General features: G+C 72.3%; 19 protein-coding genes. 8 read left to right on the plus strand and 11 right to left on the minus strand.

Annotated elements, in window-relative coordinates; genetic code table 11:
- Window positions 1–122: 122 nt before the first annotated feature.
- On the plus strand, window positions 123–1490 hold the full coding sequence (locus ACGFYU_RS22970) for an AI-2E family transporter (RefSeq protein ID WP_393829174.1): 1368 nt from the start codon (window positions 123–125) through the stop codon (window positions 1488–1490).
- Window positions 1480–2148, plus strand: a complete 669-nt coding sequence (locus ACGFYU_RS22975; protein ID WP_393829175.1) for a hypothetical protein — start codon at window positions 1480–1482, stop codon at window positions 2146–2148. Before ACGFYU_RS22970 ends, ACGFYU_RS22975 begins: the two co-directional genes overlap by 11 nt.
- A gap of 7 nt (window positions 2149–2155) precedes the next feature.
- Here the strand turns inward: ACGFYU_RS22975 and ACGFYU_RS22980 are convergent, their stop codons facing one another.
- The 3 genes from ACGFYU_RS22980 to ACGFYU_RS22990 all read right to left on the minus strand — a co-directional run bounded on the left by ACGFYU_RS22980 (window position 2156) and on the right by ACGFYU_RS22990 (window position 4020).
- Window positions 2156–2779, minus strand: coding sequence for a Uma2 family endonuclease (locus tag ACGFYU_RS22980; protein ID WP_393829176.1), 624 nt, complete (start codon window positions 2777–2779; stop codon window positions 2156–2158).
- Between the two features lie 143 nt (window positions 2780–2922).
- Complete coding sequence (locus tag ACGFYU_RS22985; protein WP_393829177.1) at window positions 2923–3462, minus strand: alkyl hydroperoxide reductase; 540 nt, start codon at window positions 3460–3462, stop codon at window positions 2923–2925.
- 3 nt (window positions 3463–3465) lie between these two features.
- Window positions 3466–4020 (minus strand): peroxiredoxin, encoded by a 555-nt coding sequence (locus ACGFYU_RS22990; protein ID WP_393829178.1) that lies wholly within the window; start codon window positions 4018–4020, stop codon window positions 3466–3468.
- A gap of 136 nt (window positions 4021–4156) precedes the next feature.
- Between ACGFYU_RS22990 and ACGFYU_RS22995 the strand changes: the two genes are divergently transcribed.
- Window positions 4157–5113 (plus strand): LysR substrate-binding domain-containing protein, encoded by a 957-nt coding sequence (locus ACGFYU_RS22995; protein WP_393829179.1) that lies wholly within the window; start codon window positions 4157–4159, stop codon window positions 5111–5113.
- Between the two features lie 20 nt (window positions 5114–5133).
- Here the strand turns inward: ACGFYU_RS22995 and ACGFYU_RS23000 are convergent, their stop codons facing one another.
- The 5 genes from ACGFYU_RS23000 to ACGFYU_RS23020 all read right to left on the minus strand — a co-directional run bounded on the left by ACGFYU_RS23000 (window position 5134) and on the right by ACGFYU_RS23020 (window position 10472).
- Entirely contained in the window at window positions 5134–7485 is a 2352-nt protein-coding gene (locus ACGFYU_RS23000) for an FtsX-like permease family protein (RefSeq protein ID WP_393829180.1), read from the minus strand.
- Entirely contained in the window at window positions 7482–8174 is a 693-nt protein-coding gene (locus tag ACGFYU_RS23005) for an ABC transporter ATP-binding protein (RefSeq protein ID WP_393829181.1), read from the minus strand. Before ACGFYU_RS23005 ends, ACGFYU_RS23000 begins: the two co-directional genes overlap by 4 nt.
- The gene (locus ACGFYU_RS23010; protein WP_393829182.1) at window positions 8171–8695 is read right to left on the minus strand and encodes a PadR family transcriptional regulator; all 525 of its coding nucleotides are present in this window, start codon (window positions 8693–8695) and stop codon (window positions 8171–8173) included. The genes ACGFYU_RS23005 and ACGFYU_RS23010 overlap by 4 nt, the downstream gene beginning before the upstream one ends.
- A 332-nt stretch (window positions 8696–9027) precedes the next feature.
- Window positions 9028–9372: an AT hook motif protein gene (locus ACGFYU_RS23015; protein WP_393829183.1), complete on the minus strand. Its 345-nt coding sequence runs from the start codon at window positions 9370–9372 to the stop codon at window positions 9028–9030.
- Between the two features lie 161 nt (window positions 9373–9533).
- Window positions 9534–10472, minus strand: a complete 939-nt coding sequence (locus tag ACGFYU_RS23020; protein WP_393829184.1) for an SPFH domain-containing protein — start codon at window positions 10470–10472, stop codon at window positions 9534–9536.
- A 243-nt stretch (window positions 10473–10715) separates the two neighbouring features.
- On the opposite strand from ACGFYU_RS23020, the gene ACGFYU_RS23025 reads away from it, so the two are divergent.
- On the plus strand, window positions 10716–12986 hold the full coding sequence (locus tag ACGFYU_RS23025; RefSeq protein ID WP_393829185.1) for a transglycosylase domain-containing protein: 2271 nt from the start codon (window positions 10716–10718) through the stop codon (window positions 12984–12986).
- A gap of 75 nt (window positions 12987–13061) precedes the next feature.
- Here ACGFYU_RS23025 and ACGFYU_RS23030 read toward each other — a convergent pair whose 3' ends face one another.
- The 3 genes from ACGFYU_RS23030 to ACGFYU_RS23040 form a co-directional block, all read right to left on the minus strand.
- Complete coding sequence (locus ACGFYU_RS23030) at window positions 13062–15278, minus strand: SpoIIE family protein phosphatase (protein WP_393829208.1); 2217 nt, start codon at window positions 15276–15278, stop codon at window positions 13062–13064.
- Between the two features lie 658 nt (window positions 15279–15936).
- Complete coding sequence (locus tag ACGFYU_RS23035) at window positions 15937–16647, minus strand: DUF402 domain-containing protein (RefSeq protein WP_393829186.1); 711 nt, start codon at window positions 16645–16647, stop codon at window positions 15937–15939.
- Between the two features lie 113 nt (window positions 16648–16760).
- A complete protein-coding gene (locus tag ACGFYU_RS23040; protein ID WP_393829187.1) occupies window positions 16761–18164 on the minus strand; it encodes a class II fumarate hydratase in 1404 nt (467 codons plus the stop codon).
- A 108-nt stretch (window positions 18165–18272) separates the two neighbouring features.
- Between ACGFYU_RS23040 and ACGFYU_RS23045 the strand changes: the two genes are divergently transcribed.
- The 4 genes from ACGFYU_RS23045 to ACGFYU_RS23060 all read left to right on the plus strand — a co-directional run bounded on the left by ACGFYU_RS23045 (window position 18273) and on the right by ACGFYU_RS23060 (window position 24096).
- The gene (locus ACGFYU_RS23045; protein WP_393829188.1) at window positions 18273–19811 is read left to right on the plus strand and encodes a ricin-type beta-trefoil lectin domain protein; all 1539 of its coding nucleotides are present in this window, start codon (window positions 18273–18275) and stop codon (window positions 19809–19811) included.
- Between the two features lie 378 nt (window positions 19812–20189).
- The gene (locus ACGFYU_RS23050) at window positions 20190–21395 is read left to right on the plus strand and encodes a hypothetical protein (RefSeq protein WP_393829189.1); all 1206 of its coding nucleotides are present in this window, start codon (window positions 20190–20192) and stop codon (window positions 21393–21395) included.
- A 40-nt stretch (window positions 21396–21435) separates the two neighbouring features.
- Window positions 21436–23547 (plus strand): tetratricopeptide repeat protein, encoded by a 2112-nt coding sequence (locus ACGFYU_RS23055; protein WP_393829190.1) that lies wholly within the window; start codon window positions 21436–21438, stop codon window positions 23545–23547.
- Between the two features lie 15 nt (window positions 23548–23562).
- On the plus strand, window positions 23563–24096 hold the full coding sequence (locus ACGFYU_RS23060) for a flavin reductase family protein (RefSeq protein ID WP_393829191.1): 534 nt from the start codon (window positions 23563–23565) through the stop codon (window positions 24094–24096).
- Window positions 24097–24100: the final 4 nt, after the last annotated feature.

Consider the following 24100-nt stretch of genomic DNA (forward strand, 5'->3'; position numbering starts at 1 on the left):
GCGGCCCGAACTCCGCCGCGGCCTGCTCAACCTCCGAGAGCCCCGCACCGTCCTACGGTGCGGGGCTCCTCGCGTGTACGGTCTTTCGAGGTGTGGCCACGGGGCGGGGGGAAGGGAACGACATGGCGAAGAGGGCAGGCTGGCTCGGCCGGCTCGGGAGCAAGCTGAACCGGATGGAGGCGCGGCTCGACGAGCGGCGCGCCGAGGTCGAGGCCGAGGCGAGAGGCGACCTGCCCCGCGAGCTCCCGCATCCCGTCGCGTCCGCCCCCGTCCCGGGCTCGGCCGCGGGCGCCGGCCCGGCGGTGACGCCGCCGCCGGCCGCCGTCGCGGTCCTCCCCGAACGGCCCGACCCGGTCAGCGTGGTCCCCTGGGGCATGCGGGTCGCCGCCGAGGTCAGCTGGCGGCTGCTGCTCCTCGCCGGGATGCTCTGGGTGCTGATGAAGGTGATCAGCGAAGTCCGGCTGGTCGTCCTCGCCTTCGCCGCCGCGCTGCTCGTGACGGCGCTGCTCCAGCCCTTCGTGGTCCGGCTGCGGCGCCTGGGCCTGCCGCGTGGGCTCGCCACCGCCGTCACGGCGGTCCTCGGCTTCGTCGTCATCGGGCTCGTCGGCTGGTTCGTGGTCTGGCAGGTCATGGAGAACCTCGACGACCTCTCCGACCGGGTCCGCGACGGCATCAACGAACTCAAACTCTGGGCACTGGACAGTCCGTTCCACGTGACCGAGAAGCAGATCAACGACATCGCGAAGAACCTCAGCGAGACCATCGGCACCAACACCGAGCAGATCACCTCCGCCGGCCTCCAGGGCGTGACGGTCCTCGTCGAAGTCCTGACCGGCATCCTGCTCGCGATGTTCTCGACCCTCTTCCTGCTCTACGACGGCAAGCGCATCTGGACCTGGACGCTCGGCCTCGTCCCCGCCGCGGCCCGTCCCGGCGTCGCGGGAGCCGGACCGCGCGCCTGGCGGACGCTGACCGCGTACGTACGGGGCACCGTGCTGGTCGCGCTCATCGACGCCATCTTCATCGGCCTCGGCATCTACTTCCTCGACGTGCCGATGGCCGTGCCGCTCGCCGTCTTCATCTTCCTGTTCGCCTTCATCCCGCTCGTCGGCGCGGTGGTCTCCGGCGCGCTCGCGGTGGTCGTCGCGCTCGTGACCCAGGGCGTGTTCAGCGCCCTGATGGTGCTGCTCGTGGTGCTGGCGGTGCAGCAGATCGAGGGGCACGTGCTCCAGCCCTTCATCCTGGGCCGGGCGGTACGGGTGCACCCGCTCGCGGTGGTCCTCTCGGTGGCCGCGGGAGGCATGATCGCGGGCATCGGCGGCGCGGTGGTCGCCGTACCGCTGGTCGCCGTCACCAACACCGTGGTGTCCTACCTGAGGGCCTACTCGCGCGAGCAGCTCCACCACGGGGCCGGGTCGGTGGGCCCCGCGCCGCACGGGGCGACCGCCGTGCGCTCGGCGGTGCGGGAGGCGGGCGCAGGTGATCACTGAGCCGGAGCTGGACGGGGAGTGGGAGTCGCAGCGGCCGGCCGAGGTGGCCGAGCCGCGCGAGCGGCCCTTAGGGCGGCAGACAGCCCGTCCGTGGCTGTGGGCGCTGGGCGGGGCGCTCGTGGCATCGGCGGTCTGGGCCGGGACCCTGGCCGCGCAGGATCGATTCACCGATGCACCGCGGATCGCCTACCGGCACTCCGAGGACCTGTGCAAGGACGCTCCGCTGAGGGCAGTCGGCGGGATGGCCGGAAGCTTCGAGGGGAGGCTGGCACGGCACGGGGAGGGCCCCGCCCTGGACTGGGCGACCTGCGACTTCAACAAGCAGTGGGACGGGAAGGGGCTCGTCTACTACGGCCAGGTGGAGGTCCAGCTGCACAAGAAGACCGATCCTGAACCGGAGTTCGGGACCGGACTCGGGCTCGATCCGTACATCGGACCGGAGATCGACGTGGTGCAGCAGGTTCCCGGGCTGGGGGACCGTGCACTGCTCCACGGATACCTGTCGGCGCGCCGGCTTCAGGTGCTTGACGGCGGCGCGGTCCTCACGCTCACCGTGCAGTGGCACGGGGAGGACGGGGACGCCAAGGCCGACGAGGACGCGGTCTCGGCGGCGGTGATCGAGGACATGCGGGCGCTGATGGCCTCGCTGAAGAGGTGATCTGAGCTCAGCCGGTCCCGTCGGCAGGGCAGCCGCCCGCCTCCAGCAGCTCGCCGGCGTCGAGGGTGACCTTGGCGCCGATGGAGTCGGGGAGCGTGAGCTGCTGAGCGGGGGCGTAGAGGGTGTGGTGGTCGTACCCGTCGCCGATGGGATCGGTCAGGAGGTGCACCCGTCCGTTCTTGCGGTCGACGATGACGTAGACGGGGATCTTGGCCTGGGCGTACGTCCGGACCTTCGTCTTGAGGTCGTTGCTGTGATTGCTGCTGGTGACCTCGACGACCAGACGGAAGCAGGCCGGTTCGTAACAGCTGCTCTCGACCTCGTGGTCCCGGTAGTCGGCGTCGACCACCGCGAGGTCGGGAATGGCGTAGTCCGCCGGTCCGGTCGGCAGCCACACGCCGGTGGCTTGGAGCACCCGCGACTCGCTGCCGTGCAGGCCGGCCGCGAGGAACGGGAGCATGAGGGTGGTCAGTGCGTCGGCGTGGGGCCCGTCCGCCGGTGGGGACACGCTGATGTTCCCTTCGAGGATCTCGACACGGTGGCCCGGCAGCTGTTCCGAGATCCGCTTGGCGGCCCTGAGCAGCTCGTTCCGCTCGCTGTCATAGGGGTGCTCGACTGCCGCGGCAGACATCGCGCCTCCTGGTGGTAGGTGTCGAGGACATCATCGTAGGACGGCGCGGCACTCGGTGTCCTGTAAGCGAGGGGCCACCCGGACGAGTGAGGGCCCCGCGGCCGGGATCGGCTGCGGGGCCCTGGGCCTCGTACGAGGCGGAACTACTCGGCGGCGAGGGCGGCCTCGGCGTCGAGGGTGACGGCGACGGCCTGGATCACCGAGGCGATCTTGAAGGCCTCCTGGACCGTCTCGCGGTCCACGCCCGCCTTGCGCAGGACCTGCTCGTGCGAGTCCAGGCACTGGCCGCAGCCGTTGATCGCGGAGACCGCGAGCGACCACAGCTCGAAGTCGACCTTCTCCACGCCCGGGTTGCCGATGACGTTCATCCGCAGGCCCGCGCGCAGGGTGCCGTACTCCGGGTCGGAGAGCAGGTGCCGCGTGCGGTAGAAGGTGTTGTTCATCGCCATGACGGCCGCGGCCGACTTGGCGGCGGTGTACGCCTCCGGGGACAGCGCCGCCTTCGCCTCCGGCTCCAGCTCGCGCAGGACGCGCGGGGAGCGGGCGGCGATCGCGCAGGACAGGACGGTGCCCCACAGCTGCTGCTGCGTGAGGGTGTCCTGGTTGCCGATGACCGAACCGAGGTTCAGCTTCAGGTCCTTGGCGAAGTCCGGTATGGCGGACTTGAGGGAGTCGAGGGACATCCGTCACTCACCGGCCAGGAGGGCGCCGGCGTCGAGGGTGCTCTCGCCCTTGTTCCAGTTGCAGGGGCACAGCTCGTCGGTCTGCAGGGCGTCGAGGACCCGCAGGACCTCCTTGGGGTTACGGCCCACGGAACCGGCGGTCACCATCGAGAACTGGATCTCGTTGTTCGGGTCCACGATGAAGACGGCGCGCTGGGCGAAGCCGTCGGCACCCTGGATGCCGCAGTCGCGCATGAGCTCGTGCTTGGAGTCGGCCAGCATCGGGAAGGGCAGGTCACGCAGGTCGGCGTGGTCCTTGCGCCAGGCGTGGTGGACGTACTCGGAGTCGCCGGAGACGCCGAGGATCTGCGCGTCGCGGTCGGTGAACTCCTCGTTCAGCTTGCCGAAGGCGGCGATCTCGGTCGGGCAGACGAAGGTGAAGTCGGCCGGCCAGAAGAACACCACGCGCCACTTGCCCTCGTAGGTCTTGTGGTCGATCTGCGCGAACTCGTTGCCCGCTTCGAGCGAGACGCAGGCGGTCAGATCGTAGGTGGGGAACGTGTCGCCGACAGTGAGCACAAGCTCTCCTTGCGGAAAGGGAAAGTGACCCTTTTGGGGGCTTTCCAAGGGGGTTGGACGGATCTCACATGCTGGCACACCTGCATTGATTACAGAAATAGCTACTCTTGAGGGAGGTGATCGGAGGTGCCTATCAGTGGCTGTCGGTAATAGGGGAGTGAAGCTGCCGAAGCAGCCCACGCTGGCCCAGCTGCGCGCCTTCGCGGCCGTGGCCGAGCACCTGCACTTCCGGGACGCCGCGGCGGCCATCGGCATGAGCCAGCCCGCGCTCTCCGGGGCCGTCTCCGCGCTGGAGGAAGCGCTCGGCGTGCAGCTCCTGGAGCGCACCACCCGCAAGGTGCTGCTGTCCCCTGCGGGTGAGCGGATCGCGGCGCGGGCGCGGGTCGTGCTGGAGGCGATGGGCGGGCTGCTGGAGGAGGCCGAGGCGGTACGGGCCCCCTTCACCGGGGCCCTGCGGCTCGGGGTGATCCCCACGGTGGCGCCGTACCTGCTGCCGACCGTGCTCGGGCTGTTCCACCGGCGCTATCCGCGGATGGACCTCCAGGTGCACGAGGAGCAGACCGCCTCCCTGCTGGAGGGGCTGGCCGGCGGGCGGCTGGACCTGCTGCTGCTCGCGGTGCCGTTGGGGGTGCCGGGTGTCACCGAACTGCCCGTCTTCGACGAGGACTTCGTACTGCTCGCCCCGCGGGAGCATCCGCTGGCCGGGCGGCGGGACATCCCGCGTGAGGAACTGCGGGGCCTGCAGCTGCTGTTGCTCGACGAGGGGCACTGCCTGCGGGACCAGGCCCTGGACATCTGCCGGGAGGCGGGGCGCACGGCGGGTGCCGATGTCACGACGACCGCGGCCGGACTGTCCACGCTCGTACAGCTGGTCGCAGGGGGGCTCGGGGTCACGCTGCTGCCGAGGAGCGCGCTGCGGCTGGAGACGGCGCGCAACGAGTACCTGGCGACGGGGTACTTCGCCGAGCCGGTGCCCTCGCGGCGGATCGCCCTGGCCATGCGGACGGGGACGGCGCGGCAGGAGGAGTTCCGCGCCGTCGCCGCCGCCCTGCGGGAGGCGGTCCGTCCGCTGCCGGTGTGGCCCACGGACTGACCGCCTCCGTACCCGGCGGGCTACTCCGTCCGCAGGCCGTCCGGGCGCATCAGGCGGAGGAGGGGCGGGAGGGTGAGGAGGGTCATCGCGGCGACCAGGGCCGCGCCGGCGGCGGTCAGCACCGCGACCGGGTACCAGTCGATCCGGAGGGTGTGCCCGGCCATCCGGATCAGGACCGTGCCGAGGCCCACGCCCACCGCCGCCGCCAGGGCCAGGCCCACGGCGATCGGCAGGGCCGTCTGCCACAGCACCGACAGGCTCAGCGTGGACCGCTTGGTGCCGAAGGCGACCAGCGCCGACAGCAGTCGCCTGCGCTCGCGCAGCTGCTCCAGCTGGGAGACCAGCAGGCTCGTACCGATCAGGATCAGCACGGCGGTCGCGCCGAAGTACAGCCCGGTGCGGATCGCGGAGAAACCGGCGTTCTCCCTGGTGGACTTGAGCGTGGACACACGGCTGAGGGGTTGCGCCTTGAACGCGGCCGTACGGACCGCCTCCGCCACGTCCGGCACGGATGCGTCGAGCTGGACGAACAACTGGGCGTTCGCGGCGGCGCCCGCTCCCTCGGGTGCGAGCGAGGAAGTCACCAGCACACCGTCCCGCACCCGGCCGGTCGGGTCCTCGCGGCTCGCGACCGTACGGGCCGCCGCCGGGAAGGTCCATGCGTAGGGCTTCGCGTCCAACGGGGCACCCAGGCCGGGGCTGACGGACAGCTTCTCGCCCGGTTTGGCGGAGGCTCCGTAGACGCCGGGGTCGTCGGAGGTGGAGCCGGTGAGTACGAAGGCGTCGCCCTCGGCGCAGGAATCGATCACGGCGACCTCGCGCAGCGCCGCGCACGAGCCGACGGTGATCTGGACACCCTGGCCCGAGTCCGCTGCCTGCCCGTAAAGGGACGTCAGCGGCACGGCCGCGGTGACGCCCCGCACCGCGGCGACCTTCGCGGCCATGCCCTCGGCGCCGCGGTCCGCGCTGCTCGGGGGCAGGCTGATCGAGAGCGCGGCCCGTGACGGGTCCTGGCCGGTGGCCTCCAGGTACTCGCTCTCGACGGCCGCGAAGAGCATCTGCAGGGCGATGGCCCCGGCGACGGCGACCGCGATGCCGTTGACCAGGCGGGTGGCCGGGCCGCTGCTCAGCTGGAGGCGCCGGACCGCCAGCTGCCAGGAGACCGGGCCGCCGGACAGCCGCGCGACGAGCCGTTCCAACAGCCAGGGCAGCAGCGCCGTGATGCCGACCAGGAGCAGGGCGACACCGCCGCTGACCTGCCACTGGTTGAAGTCCCCGCCGTCGGTGCCGCGGCCCATCAGCGGGACGAGCAGGCCCAGTCCGGCCAGCGGCAGCAGGAGCCGCCACCAGATGCGCCGCCTCCGCGGCGCGGCCGTACGGACGACGCCCAGCGGCTCGACGACCACGCCGCGCATCGCGAACAGGGTCACGGCGACGGCCGCGGCGGGCACCACGAGCGCGACGAGCGCGGCCAGCCCCCACGACGGATCGAGGTCGGCGGGGAAGACGCTGCGCTGCCGGAGGGTGAAGCTGCCGCCGAGTTCGCGGCCGACGGCGAAGAAGCCGACGCCCAGGACCAGTCCGACCAGGGACCCGGCCAGGGCCTCCCCTGCGGCGATCCGGCGGACCATCCGGGTGTCCGCGCCGACCAGGCGCAGGGCCGCCAGCCGCAGGTCGCGGCGCTCACCGCCGAACCGGATGGCGGCGGCGACGAACATGCCGACCGGCAGCAGCAGCGCGACGAAGGCCAGCACCACGAGGAGCGTCAGGACGGGGTCGAGCCGCTCGCGGTCCGGGGCGTAGGAGAAGGCGGTGATCCGCCGGACGTGGTAGTCCTCGGGGCCGGTCTTCGCGAGGAGGTCCGTGCCGGCGTAGAAGAGGAGCTCGCCGGGGCCCATCAGGCCGGCGTCGCCGATGACCTCGGAGACCGGGCCGTCGAGGCGCTCGCGCAGGCGCTTGCCGTCGGAGGAGTTCAGCAGCTGGTGCAGGGCGGGGGAGACGGCGATCTCGCCCGGGGCGGGGATCTTCCTCAGGCCGGGCGGAAGGGGCGCATCCGGTCCCTCGGCCTGGAGGAAGGAACCCTCGATGTCGGTGCCGTGGTAGGTCTGGGTGGCGCGCGAGATCAACAGGGTCTCGGGGCCCGGCTGTTCGGCCCTCGGGGAGTTCATCGTGGAGCGGGCGTCACTGCGTTCGTAGCGGGCGGTGAGCGCGCTCGGCAGGGCGGAGGTGATCAGCAGCAGCGCGACGCCGAGGCCGACGCCCACGCCGGTGAGCAGGGTGCGGGTCCAGCCCTCGCGGCCGCCCCCGAAGGCGAAGCGGACGCCCATCGCGAGGTCGCGGGACCAGTCCTTGAGCGTGCTCGGCTCGCTCATACGAAGCGCTCCATGTCGCGGGAGCGGCCGTCGCGCACGACGATCTCGCGGTCGGAGTACGCGGCCACGCGCGTCTCGTGGGTGACGAGCACGAGGGCGGCGCTGGCGGCGCGGGCGGTTTCGGTGAGCAGCTGCATCACCAGTTCCCCGTTGAGGGAGTCGAGGGCGCCGGTGGGCTCGTCGGCGAACACCACCCGGGGGCCGGTGACGAGCGCGCGGGCGACGGCCACGCGCTGGCCCTGGCCGCCGGATATCGCGCCGGGGCGCTTGGCGCGGAGGTCCTCGACCTGGAGGCGCTCCATCCAGTGCAGGGCGGTGGCCTCGGCCTCCTTGCGCTTGACGCCGGTCAGGCGCAGGGGGAGGGCGACGTTCTCCACGCAGGTCAACTCCGGTACGAGCTGCCCGAACTGGAACACGAAACCGAAGTCGGTGCGGCGCAGGGCGCTGCGCTCGGCGTCGCTCATGCCGGCCAGCTCGCGGCCGGCGTAGGTGATGGAGCCGGAGTCGGGGGTGACGATCCCGGCGAGGCAGTGCAGCAGGGTGGACTTGCCGGAGCCGGAGGGTCCCATGACGGCGACGACCTCGCCGGGGTGGATGGAGAACTGGGCGCCGTCGAGGGCGCGGGTAGTTCCGTACGTCTTACGGAGATCCGTGGCGGCGAGCAGGGAGCCGGCCGGGACGGGGGTCATCGTCGTACCTCCTCGGCGAGCCGGTCCAGGCGGGCGGCGGCGAGCTCCAGCCAGCGCAGGTCCGCCTCCAGGTGGAACAGGGCGTGGTCGCAGACGAGCTGGTCGGCGAGGTCGCCCTTGCGCTTGCGGGTGGTCAGGACGCGCATGAGGCGCAGGTGCTCGGCGCGCTGGCTGTCCAGCAGCTCGGCGGCGCTGCGGCCGGTGAGCAGGGCGAGCACGACCTTGGTGTAGAGCGTGGACTGGAGGTACGGCTCGGGCTTCTCGGGCTGCGAGAGCCAGTGCTCGACGTCGGTGATGCCGGCGTCGGTGATGGCGTACCGCTTGCGGTCGGGGCCGCCGCCGGCCTCGATGCCGTCCACTTCGACGAGGCCGTTCTTGAGGAGGCGGGACATGGTCGAGTAGACCTGGCCGTAGGCGAGGGGGCGGTCGTGGCCGAACTTCTCGTCGAAGGCGCGCTTGAGGTCGTAACCGTGGCGTGGGCCGGCCTCCAGGAGGCCGAGGAGGGTGTGACCGATGGACATGGGGGTGACTGTACACGGTGTGTATACGCGCGGTGTATAGACGGCGCGTATAGCGTCGGGGCCAGCCGTTGCCCTCGCGCGTGCGGCCCCGCCGCCGGGGGCTCCGCCCCGCGCCCCGCGCCTCAATCGCCGGCGGGGCGGAAATTGGCGCCCGCACTTGTGGGACGGCGGGGGTAAATCCAGCCTCGCCGGCGTTTGAGGCGCGGGGTGCGGGGTGGAGCCCCGGTTCTTGAGCCGCACTTGCGTACGCAGGCGGGGGTAAATCCAGCCTCGCAGGCGTTTGAGGCGCGGGGTCTGGGGCGGAGCCCCAGGAAGCCCGGCCGCGCTGTGGGTCAGGGGGTTGGTTTCGGGGGGCGGCCTCGGCGGGGGATGGGGGACGGGGAGGTGGGGAGGCGGCCCGCCTCGGAGAGGGCGCGGCGCAGCAGGAACTCGATCTGCGCGTTCGCGCTGCGCAGCTCCTCACCCGCCCAGCGGGCCAGCGCGTCGTAGACCTGCGGGTCGAGCCGCAACAGGACCTGCTTGCGAGCCTGCGCCCCCGCCCGGCCGCGCCGCCCCCCGGGGACCTCCGGCCCCGGGTCGGCGCCTGCGACATCCGAATCGGCGCCTGGCCGCGTACGCCCGCCGGGGGCGGAGTCCGGGCCTGCGGCGTCCGGGGCGGCGCCTGGCCGCGCGCGCACGCCGGGGGCGGAGTCCGGGCCTGCGGCCGAAGTTGCTCCGGGTCGCGCGGGGGTGTCGGGGGGCGGGGGCGTGCCCGGGGTGGACGGGGCGGCCCCCGGCGCCGGGTGGTCGTCGGGGGCGGGGGCCGGGCCCCGGGTGGGTCGGGGGGTGCCGCCGGAGGTCACTGGTAGAGCGTGCCCGTGTTGAGCACCGGCTGCGCGGCGCGATCCCCGCACAGGACCACCATCAGGTTCGAGACCATGGCGGCCTTGCGCTCCGAGTCCAGGTCCACGATCTCCTCCTCCGCCAGGCGGGTCAGGGCCAGTTCGACCATGCCCACCGCGCCCTCCACGATCTGCTTGCGGGCCGCCACGACCGCGCCCGCCTGCTGGCGCTGGAGCATCGCGGAGGCGATCTCCGGAGCGTACGCGAGATGCGTGAAGCGGGACTCGATGATCTGGACGCCCGCCGCCTCCACCCGCGCGTGCAGTTCGACGGCCAGCTTCTCCGTGATCTCCTCGGCGTTGCCGCGCAGCGACAGACCGCCCTCGTCGTGGGCGTCGTAGGGGTACTCGATCGCGATGTGACGGACCGCCGCCTCCGTCTGCGTCTCCACGAACTCCGTGAAGTCCTCGACCTCGAACACCGCCCGCGCCGTGTCCTCGACCCGCCACACCACGACCGCCGCCAGTTCGATCGGGTTGCCGTAGGCGTCGTTGACCTTCAGGACGGCCGTCTCGTGATTGCGCACGCGCGTCGAGATCTTCTCGCGGGAGGTCAGCGGGTTGACCCAACGCAGGCCGTCCGTACGGATCGTCCCCCGGTACCGCCCGAACAGCTGGACCACCCGCGCCTCGCCCGGCGCCACCGTGTTGAGGCCGCTCATCGCGATGATCGAGGCGAGGTCCAGCAGGACGCCGGCCGCTATCAGCGACGCCTTGGCGGCGACGGCGGTCAGGACCGCGCCGGTCGCGATCAGGCCCGCCCCGGCCGCAATGCCCAACAGCCCGAGCAGCAGCGCCAGGCCGCCGCCCACGCTGCGCGCGGTGAACTCGCGTACGCCACCCGGTGTGGCGAAGGCGTTCGTGCCCGTGTCCGTGTCCGTGTCCGTCGTCGTCATCGTTCGGCCCCCGATTCTCGTGGTCGCGACCGGTCCAGTCGCTTAGCAAAGTGATATCACTTTTTTGCCCGCGCGACACCCACGGCAACCCTTTGGCCTCCTGATGCGTCGGTTCCGTTGGCGTGGGTGCTGATTCTCACGTCCGAATTGACCGGTATTGGCCAAGGTTGGCCAGCCTTTGTCACAACCTGCGGTGTTAGCTTTCTGAGCTGACGTCGGGGGAAATCGAGCGGAGCGGGAGCGATGGGCCGAGCAGAAGCACGTAAGGCGCAGCAGCAGCGCGGTGCGCGGCGGGCGCCGAGCGGACGCGCGAAGGGCACCAAGGGCACGGCGAGCGCGGGCAAACGCACCGGCATACGCCGCTTCTTCACCTGGAAGAAGATCCTCGGGACGTTCCTCGGGCTGATCCTGCTCCTCATGGCCGCGGCGATCATCCTGTACTTCTCGGTGAACGAACCCACCGACCCGAACAAGAGCGCCACGCTCCAGAGCAACACCTACCGGTACGCCGACGGCTCGCTCATGGCCAGCACCGGCAAGATGAACCGCGAGATCGTGCCGATCGACAAGATCCCGGCCGACGTCCGCACCGCGTTCATCGCCATCGAGAACAAGTCCTTCTACAAGGACCGCGGCATCGACCTCATGGGCACGGCCCGAGGCCTGTTCAACACGGTCACCGGCAAGGGCAAGGCCGGCGGTTCGACGATCACCCAGCAGTACGTCAAGAACTACTACCTGACGCAGGACCAGTCCGCCACGCGCAAGCTGAGGGAGCTCATCATCTCCCTCAAGGTCGACCAGCGCATGGAGAAGGACGACATCCTCGCCGGGTACCTGAACACCAACTTCTACGGCCGCAACGCCTACGGCATCCAGGCCGCGGCCCAGGCCTACTACGGCGTCGACGCCGACAAGCTCACCCTGGAGCAGGGCGCCTACCTCGCCGCCGTCATCCAGGCCCCCAGCCAGTACGACTGGGCGACCGCCGGCCCGAACGGCAAGCGCCTCGTCATGATCCGCTTCAACGCCGTCCTCGACAACATGGTCGAGATGGGCGCGCTGGACGAGGCCAAGCGCAAGACCCTGCAGTTCCAGGAGCCCATCAAGCCCAAGCCCCGCCCGGGCATGGACGGCCAGAAGGGCTACCTGATCCAGGCCGCCAACGACGAGATGAACCGGCAGGACGTCACCGACGCCCAGATCGCGGCCGGCGGCTGGAACATCACGCTCAACATCGAGCCGAAGAAGCAGGCGGCGCTGGAGAAGGCGGTCGACGACGAGCTGGAGTCCCAGCTCCGCCGCGAGGACACCAAGAACCGGCCCCAGGACCAGAGCGTCCAGGCCGGCGCCACCTCCGTGGATGCCAAGACCGGTGCGATCGTCGCGATGTACGGCGGCCAGGGCCTGGAGCAGAAGTCCGCGAGCAACGCCCTGCGCACCGACTACCAGCCGGGCTCGACCTTCAAGCCGATCGTGCTCGCCTCCGCCTTGGAGAACAACGCCACGACCCAGGGTGGCAAGCCGATCACCCCGAACACCCTCTACGACGGCACCAGCAAGCGCCAGGTCGTCGGCAGCAAGATCCCCTTCAACCCGCAGAACCAGGACGACAAGGACTTCGGCAAGGAGATCACGGTCCAGGAGGCGACCAACTACTCGGTCAACTCCGTCTACGCGCAGATGATCGTGGACGTCAAGCCGCAGGCCGCGAAGAAGACGGCCCTCGCGCTCGGCATGCACGACCGCGACGGCTGGCCCGAGGACAAGCCGGCCATGTCGCTGGGCACCATGAGCGCCAACACCGTGGAAATGGCAGCCGTCTACGCGACCCTCGACAACCACGGCAAGAAGGTCACGCCGACCATCATCAAGAGCGCCGAGAACAAGGACCGCGAGTACAAGCCCGAGCCCGCCATCGGCGCCCAGGCCATCTCCCGCCAGACCGCCGACACCGTCACCAAGGTGCTCACCGGCGTCGTGAACGACGGCTCCGGCAACAAGGTCCAGAGCAGCGCCTACGAGGCAGCCGGCAAGACCGGCACCACCGAGTCCAACGTGGCGGGCTGGTTCACCGGCTACACCCCGGAGCTCGTCACCGTCGTCGCGATGTTCGGCGAGGAGCCCGGTACCCACAAGCAGGTCACCCTGACCGGTACCGCCGGCGGTGGCCGAGCGGGCGGTTCCAGCTTCCCCGCCGCGATCTGGAAGGCGTACACCCTCGCCGCCCTCAAGGGCGTGAACACCGCCGAGTTCGACCTGAAGGAAGCCGAGATGGGCGCCTCGCAGGCGCCGTCCCGCAGCGCCTCCACGTCGCCGTCGTCGAGCCAGTCTTCCAGCGCTCCGGCGACCAGCAGCGCGCCGCCGACCAGCAGCGCGCCGGCGACACAGGACCCGACGCCGACCAAGAGCGGCAGCACCAAGCCGCCGACGCCGACTGGGACCCCGACGCCGACGGCGACCAAGACCAATGGTCCGAAGCCGCCGGACCCGCCGCTGTTCCCCGAGCAGTAGACGAGCAGGAGACATACGACACCGCCCCGCGGCCTGTACGGCTCGCGGGGCGGTGTCGTGTCGGTTCGGGGCCGGTCAGCGCCGCTCGTGGGCCCCCGGCAGCGGGAGCTCGAACCAGACCACCTTGCCGCTGCTCAGCCGGGTGGCGCCCCAGCGGCGCGTCATCCGGTTGACCAGGAACAGGCCGCGGCCCCCCTCGTCGGTGTCCCGGGCCCGGCGCTGCCGCGGCAGCTGCGGGGAGTCGTCGCCGACCTCGCAGCGCAGGACGTCCGTACGCAGCAGGCGCAGGGTCACCGGCCGCTCCGCGTACCGGACGGCATTGGTGACCACCTCGCTGACCAGCAGCTCCAGCGAGTCGCTCAGCTCCTCCAGGCCCCAGCGGGTCAGCGCGCGGCGGGCGAACCGGCGGGCCCGGCCCGGAGCGGTCTCCTCCGGGTCCAGGAACCAGTACGCGACGTCACTGGGCGCGATCCCGTCGAACCGGGCCGCGAGCAGCGCGATGTCGTCGTCCCGGTCGCCCGGGCCGAGCATGTCCAGCACGTCGTCGCACAGGGCCTCCAGCGGCGGCGGGTGGTCCAGGCCGGTCAGCTGGGCGGTGGTCGCCAGGCGCTCGCGGAGCTGCTCGATGCCCGTCCACACGTCCCGCAGCCGCGACTCCACCAGCCCGTCGGTGTAGAGGAGCAGGGTGGCCCCGGCGGGCGCGTCCAGCTCCACGGCCTCGAAGTCCACGCCGCCGACGCCGATGGGGGCCCCGGGCGGTACGCGGAGCACCTCGGCGCGGCCGCCCAGGTGCAGGAGCACCGGCGGCGGGTGGCCGGCGTTGGCGATGGTGATCCGGTGCGAGACGGGGTCGTAGACGGCGTACAGGCAGGTGGCCATGCGGTCGGAGCCGAGGCGCTGCGCCTGCTCGTCCAGGTGGTGCAGCACCTCGGCCGGGGGCAGGTCCAGCTGGGCCAGGGTCTGCGCGGTGGTGCGGAGCTGGCCCATGATCGCGGCGGACGTCATGGAGTGGCCCATGACGTCGCCGACGACCAGCGCGACCCGGCTGCCGGGCAGCGGTATGGCGTCGTACCAGTCGCCGCCGACCCGGGCCGTCTCGGCGGCGGGCAGGTAGCGCGAGGCGAGCCGTACCCCGGTGGGCTGGGGCAGGCTGTCGGGCAGCATCGTGCGCTGGAGTTCGTCGGCGATGTACGCCTCGCGGCCGTACAGCACCGCCTTGTCGATGCCGAGCGCGGTGTGCGTGGCCAGCTGGGCGGCGACCAGGAGGTCGTTCTGCTCGAAGGCCGGCCGCTCGGGGCTGCGCAGGAAGACGGCCGCGCCGATCACCCGGCGGCGGCCGCGCAGCGGCGCGAGGACGGCCCGGTTGCCGCGCGGCAGCGGATGGTCCGCGCCCAGCAGCTCGGGCAGCGCGGCCTTGGCGGCGGCGGAGGAGCCGAACACGGGCCGTACGCCGCGCAGCACCTCGGCGAGCGCGCCGCCGGGCCGGATCTCGCACAGCTCGGCCGCGGGCAGGTCACCCTGCGGGCCGACCAGCGGCAGCTGGCTGAAGTCGAGCTCGCCGGTGGCCCCCGCGGCCCCGGCGAGGTCCACTCCCGCGCCGATCGTGCTGCTGCTGTCGGTGAGGTCGTCGATCGGCCGGAGCCGGTCGGTGCGCCGGAGCCTTAAAACGACCGGGCCGACGGGGCGCTCGTCCCCGACCGGGAGCGGGTCGCGCAGGTAGACGAGGATGGCGTCGGAGAAGGTGGGCACGGTGGCGCGGCACAGGCCGAGCACGATCTCGTCGAGGTCGATGCCGCGGGCGATCCGCCGGGTGGCGGCGCCGACGAACCGCAGCCGGTCGCCTTCGCGGCGCCCCTCGCCTCCGGCGGGGTGGGCGGTGTTCTGCCCGGGGCCTCCGGCCGGGTGGGTCGCCTGGCCGGGGATGTCCTGGGCGCTGCGCGCCGGTTCGCCTCCGGCGCGGTACGCGGCTCCCTGTCCGGCGGCCTCGCCCGCACCGGGAGCGGCGCCGTCGCCGCTCCCGCCGACCGGCGAGGCGTCCCTGACCGGGTCGTTGTTCCTGTCGCGCGGGCGGGGGGCGGCGGAGCCGCCGTGCCCGGCGGTCCCGGGCGAGGTGTCCCCGGCCGGGTCGCCGGCTCCGCCGCGCGGGCGGGCGGCCCCGGGCAAGATGCCCTCAGCCGGGTCACCGGCTCCGCCGCGTGGGCGGGGAGTCCCGGGCGAGGTGTCCCCGGCCGGGTCGCCGGCTCCGCCGCGCGGGCGGGACGTGCCCTGGTCGGGGTTCGGCTGGGCCGGGATGTCGCCGGAGGTGTCCACCGCGTCGGCGTGCGGTCGGGGGAGCCCGGCGGCAGCGCCGCCGCTCGCCGCGTTGCGGGCGGCCGCGGCGTCCCGTGGGCGGGTCCCGACCTCGCCGGGCAGGCCGGCGGCAGTCGGTACATCGGTCGAGGCGGCCGAGGCCGCAGCCTTGCCGCGGGGGCGCGGGAGTCCGGCGCCCGCGCCCGCCGCGGAGCGGGCCGCACGGGTGCCGGGGGCCGCGGCGGCCGCGCCGCCGGGCTCCGCCGCAGGGCCAGCGCCAGCGCCCGCGGCATGCGTGCGTACGGCCTCGGCGGCGATGGGCGCCTTGCCGTGGCCGGCCTCGTCCGTACCTCCGCCGGAGGCGACGGGCTGCGGGCCCTCCTGAGAGGTGGGGTACTCCGTCACGCGTGCAATTCCGTCCGTTTGCGCTCGATGTGCGCTGCACTCAACTCGGTCAGTCGCGGTATACCCGCTCAGCGGCCCGGGCACCATCACCCGGGGTTTCCGCGTCCCCCTCGTTACCTCTCGCTCTGCGCTACCTCCGGTCAAGTCCCGCGTACGGCGCGACACTTGCGGAGGGACGGCCCGTAGATGCGGCCCCGCGCGCGCGACCTTGCGGAGGACGATCCTACGTTTGAACCCCGGGGGCGCATCAAGGGTCTCATGAGGTCATATGCGCCGGAGTGCGGTCCCAGTCCTTCGGCAGAACCGGAACCGCCCAGGCCGGATCGGGCCGCCAGTCCTCCCAGCCGTCGGAGAACGGCGCGCCCCACGCCTTGATCACGTTCACCGCCGCGCGCCCGGCGGCCTGCACCTGCCGCGCCTGCTCCCGGTCCATCAGCCCGGACCGCTGGGCCTGCGCGAACTCGTCCTCGTCCCGCCACTTCCAGCTGTGGTCCGGGTAGACGGAGATGTCGAGGAAGTGGTCCACCGAGTCGACCCCGCCCGACCAGCGCGACCGCGGCTCCTCGAGGTTCACGTACCAGCTCTTGAACCGCCAGCCGTGCTCCCAGAACAGCCACACCGACCAGGGATCACCGGGCCGGGCCAGCTTGAGGACCCCCGCACCGAACCAGCGCGACCGCACGGTCGTGCGCGGCGCGGTGTAGCGGGTGGCGAGGGGCTCCTCGTGGACGGGGGTGCCGTCGGCGAGGACCGGCTTGACGCACTCCGTGCCGGGAGCCATCCAGACGGCCAGCAGCTCGTCGGTGTCCCGCACCACCGTCACCGGGCGGCAGATGTGGACCGCGCCCTTCAGCCCCGGGGCATGGTCGCGGTAGCGCCAGAGGATCTGCTCCCCGGGCGCCCAGCGCGTGCTGCCCTGCGCGCCGCTCCGTGCCGCGCGGCCCCCGGGCCGGAAGGTACCTGTCATGCGCAGATCTTAGGGCGGGGGCCCGTACGCCCGCTGCGGTGCAGGTCACCGAGGTGTCAAGGGACGGGAAACGACCGAATCCGGCCCCCGCCCAGGGGTGCGCGGCGGCCCGGTCAGGGGTGTGTCATGCGCAGGACGTCCAGGGCCTCGTCCAGCTGCTCCAGGGTGAGGGCGCCGCGCTCGACGTAGCCGGACTCCAGCACCACCTCCCTGATCGTCTTCCGCTCGGCGAGGGACTTCTTGGCGACCTTGGCGGCCTCCTCGTAGCCGATGTACCGGTTGAGCGGGGTCACGACGGAGGGCGAGGACTCGGCGTACTCCCTGGCCCGGGCCGTGTTGGCGGTGATCCCGGCGATGGTGCGGTCGGCCAGCAGGCGGCTGGCGTTGCCGAGCAGCCGGATGGATTCGAGGAGGTTCCTGGCCATCACCGGGAGCATCACATTGAGCTCGAAATTGCCGGCGGCGCCCGCGACGGCGACCGTCGCGTCGTTCCCCATCACCTGGGCGGCGACCATCAGCACGGCCTCGGGCACGACCGGATTGACCTTCCCGGGCATGATCGAGGAGCCCGGCTGGAGATCCGGGAGATTGATTTCGGCCAATCCCGTGCGCGGTCCGGAGGCCATCCAGCGCAGGTCGTTGGAGATCTTGGTGAGCGAGACGGCGATCGTACGGAGCATGCCCGAGGTCTCCACCAGCGCGTCCCGCGCCCCCTGGGCCTCGAAGTGGTCGCGGGCCTCGGTCAGCGGCAGCCCGGTCGCCGCGGCCACCTCGGCGATCACGGCGGCGGAGAATCCGGGCGGGGTGTTGATCCCGGTGCCGACCGCGGTGCCGCCCAGCGGCAGTTCGGCCAGCCGGGGCAAGGCCGAGCGCAGCCGCTCGATGCCGTAGTGGACCTGGGCCGCGTACCCGCCGAACTCCTGGCCCAGCGTGACCGGGGTGGCGTCCATCAGGTGCGTCCGCCCGGCCTTGACCACGTCGGCGAACTCGCCGGACTTGTGGGTCAGTGCCGTCGCGAGGTGCCGCAGGGCGGGGATCAGCTCGTGGGTGACGGCGGCGGTGGCGGCGATGTGGATCGAGGACGGGAAGACGTCGTTCGAGCTCTGCGAGGCGTTGACGTGGTCGTTGGGGTGGACCTCCCGGCCGAGGCGTTCGGTGGCCAGGGTGGCGATCACCTCGTTGGTGTTCATGTTGGACGAGGTGCCGGAGCCGGTCTGGAACACGTCCACCGGGAAGTGCTCGTCCCAGCGGCCCTCCGCGACCTCGGCCGCGGCGGACCGGATCGCCTCCGCCACGTCCTCGTCCACCACCCCCAGCTTGGCGTTCACCACGGCCGCCGCGGCCTTGATCCGGGCGAGCGCCTCGATGTGGGCGCGCTCCAACCGCTGTCCGGAGACGGGGAAGTTCTCCACCGCGCGCTGGGTCTGGGCGCGCCACTTGGCGTGGGCGGGAACCCGTACGTCGCCCATGGAGTCGTGCTCGATCCGGAACGCCTCGGCCTGCTGATCATCGGTCATTTTTGTGGCCTCCTCTGAAAGTTGAGCAATTGTCTTGTTCGAAGTGTTCCCAACTCCCCTACCGGCCAGTAAATACCGGGGGTAACACCGACATCCGGGGAGGCGTTCATGGCACGTGCTCGTACGAAACCCAGGCTCAGATCTACCTTCGCCGCCGTCGCGGCGATCGCGGCCGCCCTCGGGGGCGTCACCGCCATCACCCCCATGGCCCAGGCCGCGACCCCCGCGGCCACCACCGCCGGGGCGGTGACGCCGCTCTCGCCGGAGCTGGAGGCGATCCGCGCCGCGGAGGCCACCAAGATCTACGGCGACTCCGCGATCCGCCCGCTGAACGAGCGCAAGACCGGCCTGATCTCGCTCGGCGACAGCGAGATATCGGGCGAGGGCGTCGGCAACTACGACCCCGCGACCAACACCTCGTCCAACCAGTGCCACCGGTCGCCCGACGCGGCGATCCACCGCACCGGCATCCCCGCCGACCTCACCTTCAACGTCTCCTGTTCCGGCGGCTACACCGGCAACATCAGGATCGGCGGCAGCAAGCAGTACGCCGACGAGCTGGTGCAGAGCGACAACCTCGCCATCAAGGCCCGCAACACCAGGATCAAGATGGTGCTGCTGGTCGCCGGGGCCAACGACGACCTGCAGTTCGGCCCGGTCATGACCGACTGCGTGACCCGCTGGGTGCTCAGCCAGGGCACCTGCGAGCCCAAGTACGGGCCCGGCTGGCAGGCGCGCGTCGACGGCCTCAAGCCGAAGGTCGAGGCGACGGTCGCGGACCTCAAGACGGTCATGCGGGACGCCGGCTACGCCGACTCCGACTACAAGCTGGTCGTGATGGGCTACCCCAGCCCCATCGGCCCCGACTTCTACGACAACCCCGGCTTCCCCGGCAAGCTGCCCGGCGGCTGCGCGGGCTACGACTCCGACGCCACCTGGGGCCGCAACTACGCGGTGCCCACCTTCGAGAAGGGCATGCGGGCCGCGGCCCTCGCCTCCGGCGCGGTCTACCTCGACAACTCCCGGCTCTTCCACGGCCACGAGGTCTGCATGGAGGACACCTGGGCCCGGGGCCTCTACCTGGACCTCGGGGACCACTTCCCGTGGGACGAGAACACCGCCCGCCAGTCCTTCCACCCCAACTACCGGGGCCACGGCGCGTTCGCGTCCTGCCTGACCCAGCTCTACAACTCGGGCCTGCGCGAGGCCTCCTGCGCCGACCCCGCGAGCACGGGCACCCCGGTCCTCCAGGCCGGAGCCTGGGATTCCCTCTACGCCCCCCTCAAGAACGAGGCGACCGGGAACTGCCTCGACGCCAAGGGCGGCTCCAGCGCCAACGAGACGGCCGTCCTGGGCTGGGACTGCCACGGCGGCCGCAACCAGGGCTGGTGGTACGACGCGGCCCGCAAGTCGGTCCACGTCGAGCTCACCCACGACCGCTGCCTCGACGCCCCCGGCGCCAACTACGGCGCGGGCACCGGCCTGATCATCTGGAACTGCCACGGCGGCGCGAACCAGCAGTTCGTCCGCGACGGCGCCACCATCCGCCCCGCGGCCGCCCCGGGCATGTGCCTGACGGTCGCCACCGCCCACGACCCGGTCCGCCTCCAGCCCTGCAACGGCTCGGCGAACCAGCGCTTCGTCTGACCACCGCCCACTGACACCCCCCACACCCGGCCGGAGTGAACCCGGCCGGGTGTTCCCATGTCCGGGCCCGGTCGCAGGTGCCAGCGGCAACTGCCCTGTTCTGTAAAGGTTTTGGCGAGGCTTTGGGGAAGTTCTGGAGAGGTTCAGCAGCATGGAAGGCGTCCAACCCCACCCACCCTCCGAAGGAGGTGCTTCGAGATGAAGAAGATCCAGATCCGCAAGGCCGGTCCGGTCCGCCTGACCTCTTCCGCGTGCCAGCAGTACCCGAACCCCGCCTGACCAGATCCCGGGCGCGTTTCGAGCAGGGGCGTCCCCAGGCACTCTGGGGACGCCCTCACCGGTCCGGGCCCGGCCCCGACGAGAGACGGAGCACCCGCCATGGCGGAGCCAGGTCACCTCAGCTCTGACGACACCCCGCTGGCGCTGCATCCGCTGGTCTTCCTGGAAGACGGCGACGAGGTCACCATCGGACGCCGCGACACCGATTCCTACGCGATCTTCCCGCCCGACGGCGCCGAACTCGTACGCCGCCTGCAAGAGGGCGCCACCCCCGCGCAGGCCGCCGACTGGTACGAAGCGATGTACGGGGAGTGTGCCGACGTCGGGGACGTGGTCGACGCCCTGAACGAGCTCGGATTCGTGCGCGCCGAGGGCGAGCCGGAGGCGGTCGCCGAGCCCGTGCGCTGGCAGCGGCTCGGCCGGGCGGCCTTCTCCCCGGCCGCTTGGACCGGCTACGGGCTGATCGTCGCCTGGGCGGTGATCTCGGTGGTGCGCACCCCCGATCTCCTCCCGACCCCCGGCGACCTCGTCTTCAGCCACTACTACGCGGTGATCAGCGTCGTCCTGCTCGTGGTGGCCGTGCCGCTCATCGCCATCCACGAGATCTTCCACGCGCTGGCCGGCCGCCGCCTGGGCATCCGCTCGCGCACGAGGATGTCTTACCGGTTCTACTTCCTCGTCGTCGAGACCTCGCTGGACGGCCTGGCCGGGGTGGAGCGCCGCAAGCGCTACCTGCCGATCCTCGCCGGGATGGTCGCCGACGTCGTCATGATCAGCCTCGCCGTCATCGTGGCCGGGCTCGCGGGCGGGCTGACCGCCCGCGTCTGCATGGCGGTGGCCTTCACCACCTTCATCCGGGTGCTCTGGCAGTTCTTCCTCTACCTGCGGACCGACATCTACGTCCTGATCACCACCGTGCTCGGCTGCGTCGACCTGCACACCACGGCCGTACGCGTGCTGGCCAACCGGGTCAACCGGCTGCTGGGGCGCACGGACCGGCTCACCGACGAGTCCCAGTGGCATCCCGTGGACCGGCGGGCGGCCCGCTGGTACTCCTGGCTGCTCCCCATCGGCTACCTCGTCAGCCTGAGCACCTTCGTGTGGGGCGTCGGCCCCGTCTTCCTGGACATGATCTCGGCCTCGCTGGACCGCTTCGGCGCCGGCCACGGCTCGACCTGGGTCCAACTGATCGACGCGGCCGTCTTCCTCGTCCTCACCTTCGGCCAGATCGCCATCGCCCTCGGGCTCGCCGCCAGGGAGCGGTTGCGCAGCCGGCGGGCCCGGCTCCACCACGTCATCGCCTGACGGGACCACCCCCGGCGGGCCTCTGCAGAAAGGCGGGCCCATGAGCGGGCACCACTGGATCTCCGCGCCCCACCGCCCCGAGCGCGCAAAGCGGCTGGCCGGCCTCACCCTGCCGCCGCTGCTGGCGTCCGTCGACGCGCACCGGCGCCTGCGCGGCCCGTACACCGCGGCCGGGACGCTGCTGCGGCTCGTGGCCCCCGCGGCGCTGGCGCGACGGCCCGAACTCGCGGGCCGCCACTACATCGAACTCCAGGAGAGCACGCCCGAGCTGGCCCCCCTGGTGCCGCCGATCACGCACCACCTCGAGGAGCAGTCGACGGTCGGCGAGGTCAGCCGGTACCCGGCCCGCCTGCACTCCCTGCGCGTCGCGCACGGCATCGTGGACTTCCTGCTCGCGGCCCTCACCGACGCGGCGCAGGGCCCGCGCACCCTCGTCGTGGACAACGTGCAGCACGCCGACGTCACCGACCAGGAGTTCCTGGCGGCCGCCCTGCGCCGGATACCGCCCGAACTGCTCACCCTCGTGCTGTGCACGGGGACCGCGGAGCTGCTCGATCCGCCCGGCTTCCCCTCCGTCTCGCTCCCGGACGCGCTCGCCGCGTACACGACCAGGACCGCCGCCGACGGCCCCGCGGCCCCGGCCGGCGGCGAGGCGGGCCCGGAGGCGGCCCGCCGGTACGTGGACGGGGACTGCTCCGACGACGACCCCGCGGTGATCGCCGCGTACGAGGCCCTGCCCGAAGCCGAGCGCACCGCACTGCACGACGCGCGGGCCGCCGAGCTCGCCGAGCGCGCCGAAGAGCGCGAGCCCTCGCTGCGGCTGGGCGCGCTCCCGTACCACCTGGTGCGCGGCAGCGACCCCGACGGCGCCGGTGTCGAGGCCCTGCGCACGGCCATGCTGCGCTGCAAGTACCTGGGCTTCTACCACCTCGCCGCCGAACTGGGCGACGAGGGACGCGGGCTGGTGGACCCGGCCGAGCGCCCCGACCTGTGGTGGATCTTCATCCGGGAGTCCTGTGTGTGCCTCGCGGCGGCGGGCCGCCCCGACGAGTCCGCCGTACTCCAGGAGGAGGCGCGGATGGCCACCCTGAGCCCCACACACCACATGAAGCTCGCCTACGAGATCGGCATGCTGCACGCGCGCCACTACCCCGAGGAGCGGCGCGACCCGCGCCGGGCCCGTGCCTGGGTCAACACGGCCATCGCCATCGCGGACCTGCTGCCCGACCCCAAGGAGCGGGCCTTCTACTCGGTCTTCAACCGCAACGGACTGGCCCTCGTGGAGGTCCGCGACGGACGCCCCGACGAGGCGCTGCGCCTGCTGGACCAGGGCATCGAGCGCCTCGACCGGGAACTCGGCCTCGGGGAGCGTACCTGGCACCGGGTCGGCCTGCGCTACAACCGGGCCCAGGTCAACAGCATGGCGGGCCGGCTGGAAGCGGCCCTGGAGGACTACGGCGGGATCATGGACGCGGACGACGACTTCGCGGACCACTACTTCAACCGGGGCAACATCCTGCGCAAACTGGGCCGCCTGGAGGAGGCCATCGCCGACTACGAGCGGGCCCTCTCCCTGGAGCCCCCCTTCCCCGAGGCGTACTACAACCGGGGCGACGCCCGGCTCGAACTCGGCGACACCGAGGGCGCCCTGGCGGACTTCACCCGCACCCTGGAGCTCGACCCGGACAACCAGGAGGCGTTGCTCGCCCGGGCCGGCCTGCTCGCCGACCTCGGCGAGCCCGAGGCGGCGCTGGCCGACGTGGCCGCCGGGCTGGTCCTCGCCCCCGACCACGCCCACCTGCTCTGCCTGCGGGGGCGTCTGCTCGCGGAGGCGGGCCGGGCGAAGGAGGCGGCCGAGTCCCTCGCATCGGCACTGGCCAGTGATCCCGGGCTGGCCGAGGCCTGGGCCGTCAAGGGTGAACTGGCCTACGTGGAGGGCGATCCGGAGACCGCCGTGGCCGATTTCGACCGGGCGATCGAGCTGGCCGACCGGGCCGAGTTCCGGTTCAACCGGGCCGTGGTCCACGAGGCGGCCGGCCGGTTCGCCGAGGCCGCCGCGGACTTCGACGCCGTGTACGCCGCCACCGGCGATCCCGAGGCGAGCGAGCGCCGGGACACCTGTCGCAGCGCGGCCCGGCGCAGCCACGTCTGAGGCGGAGCGCGGCGGATGGGCGTGCGGCAGCGGGAGTCGGGCAGGGAGAGCCGGGGGCCGGGGCCGGGTGCGGCCGACCCGGCGGTGCGGTTCACCGAGGCGATGGCCCGCCTGGTGTCCGGGGTGGCGGTGGTCTGCGCGCGGAGGGCCGACGGAAGCCCGTGCGGACTGCTGGTGTCCTCCTTCAGCTCGTACAGCGTGGCTCCGCCGTCCGTCATGCTGGCCCTCGCACGCGGTTCGCGTACGTACCGGGCCATGGGCGCGCGGGTGGGCACGCCGTTCGGAGTGCACCTGCTGGGCTCCGCGGACGAGGCCCTGGCGAAGGTGTTCGCGGGGCGGGCGGAGGACAAGTTCGCGGACCTGGTGTGGGACTGGGACGACGGCACGCCCAGGATTGCGGGAGTCCCGGTGTACCTCAAGTGCCGGGCCGCCGCGGTGCTCCCGCACGGGGACCACGTGGTGCTGGTGGGCGAGGTCGACGGCTGCACCGTGGCCGACGGCGAACCGCTGGTCTACTACCGGCGCCGCCTTGACTGGCGCCTGGGCTGAGGGG

The organism is Streptomyces sp. NPDC048337, from assembly GCF_043201175.1.
Classification (GTDB): Bacteria; Actinomycetota; Actinomycetes; order Streptomycetales; family Streptomycetaceae; genus Streptomyces.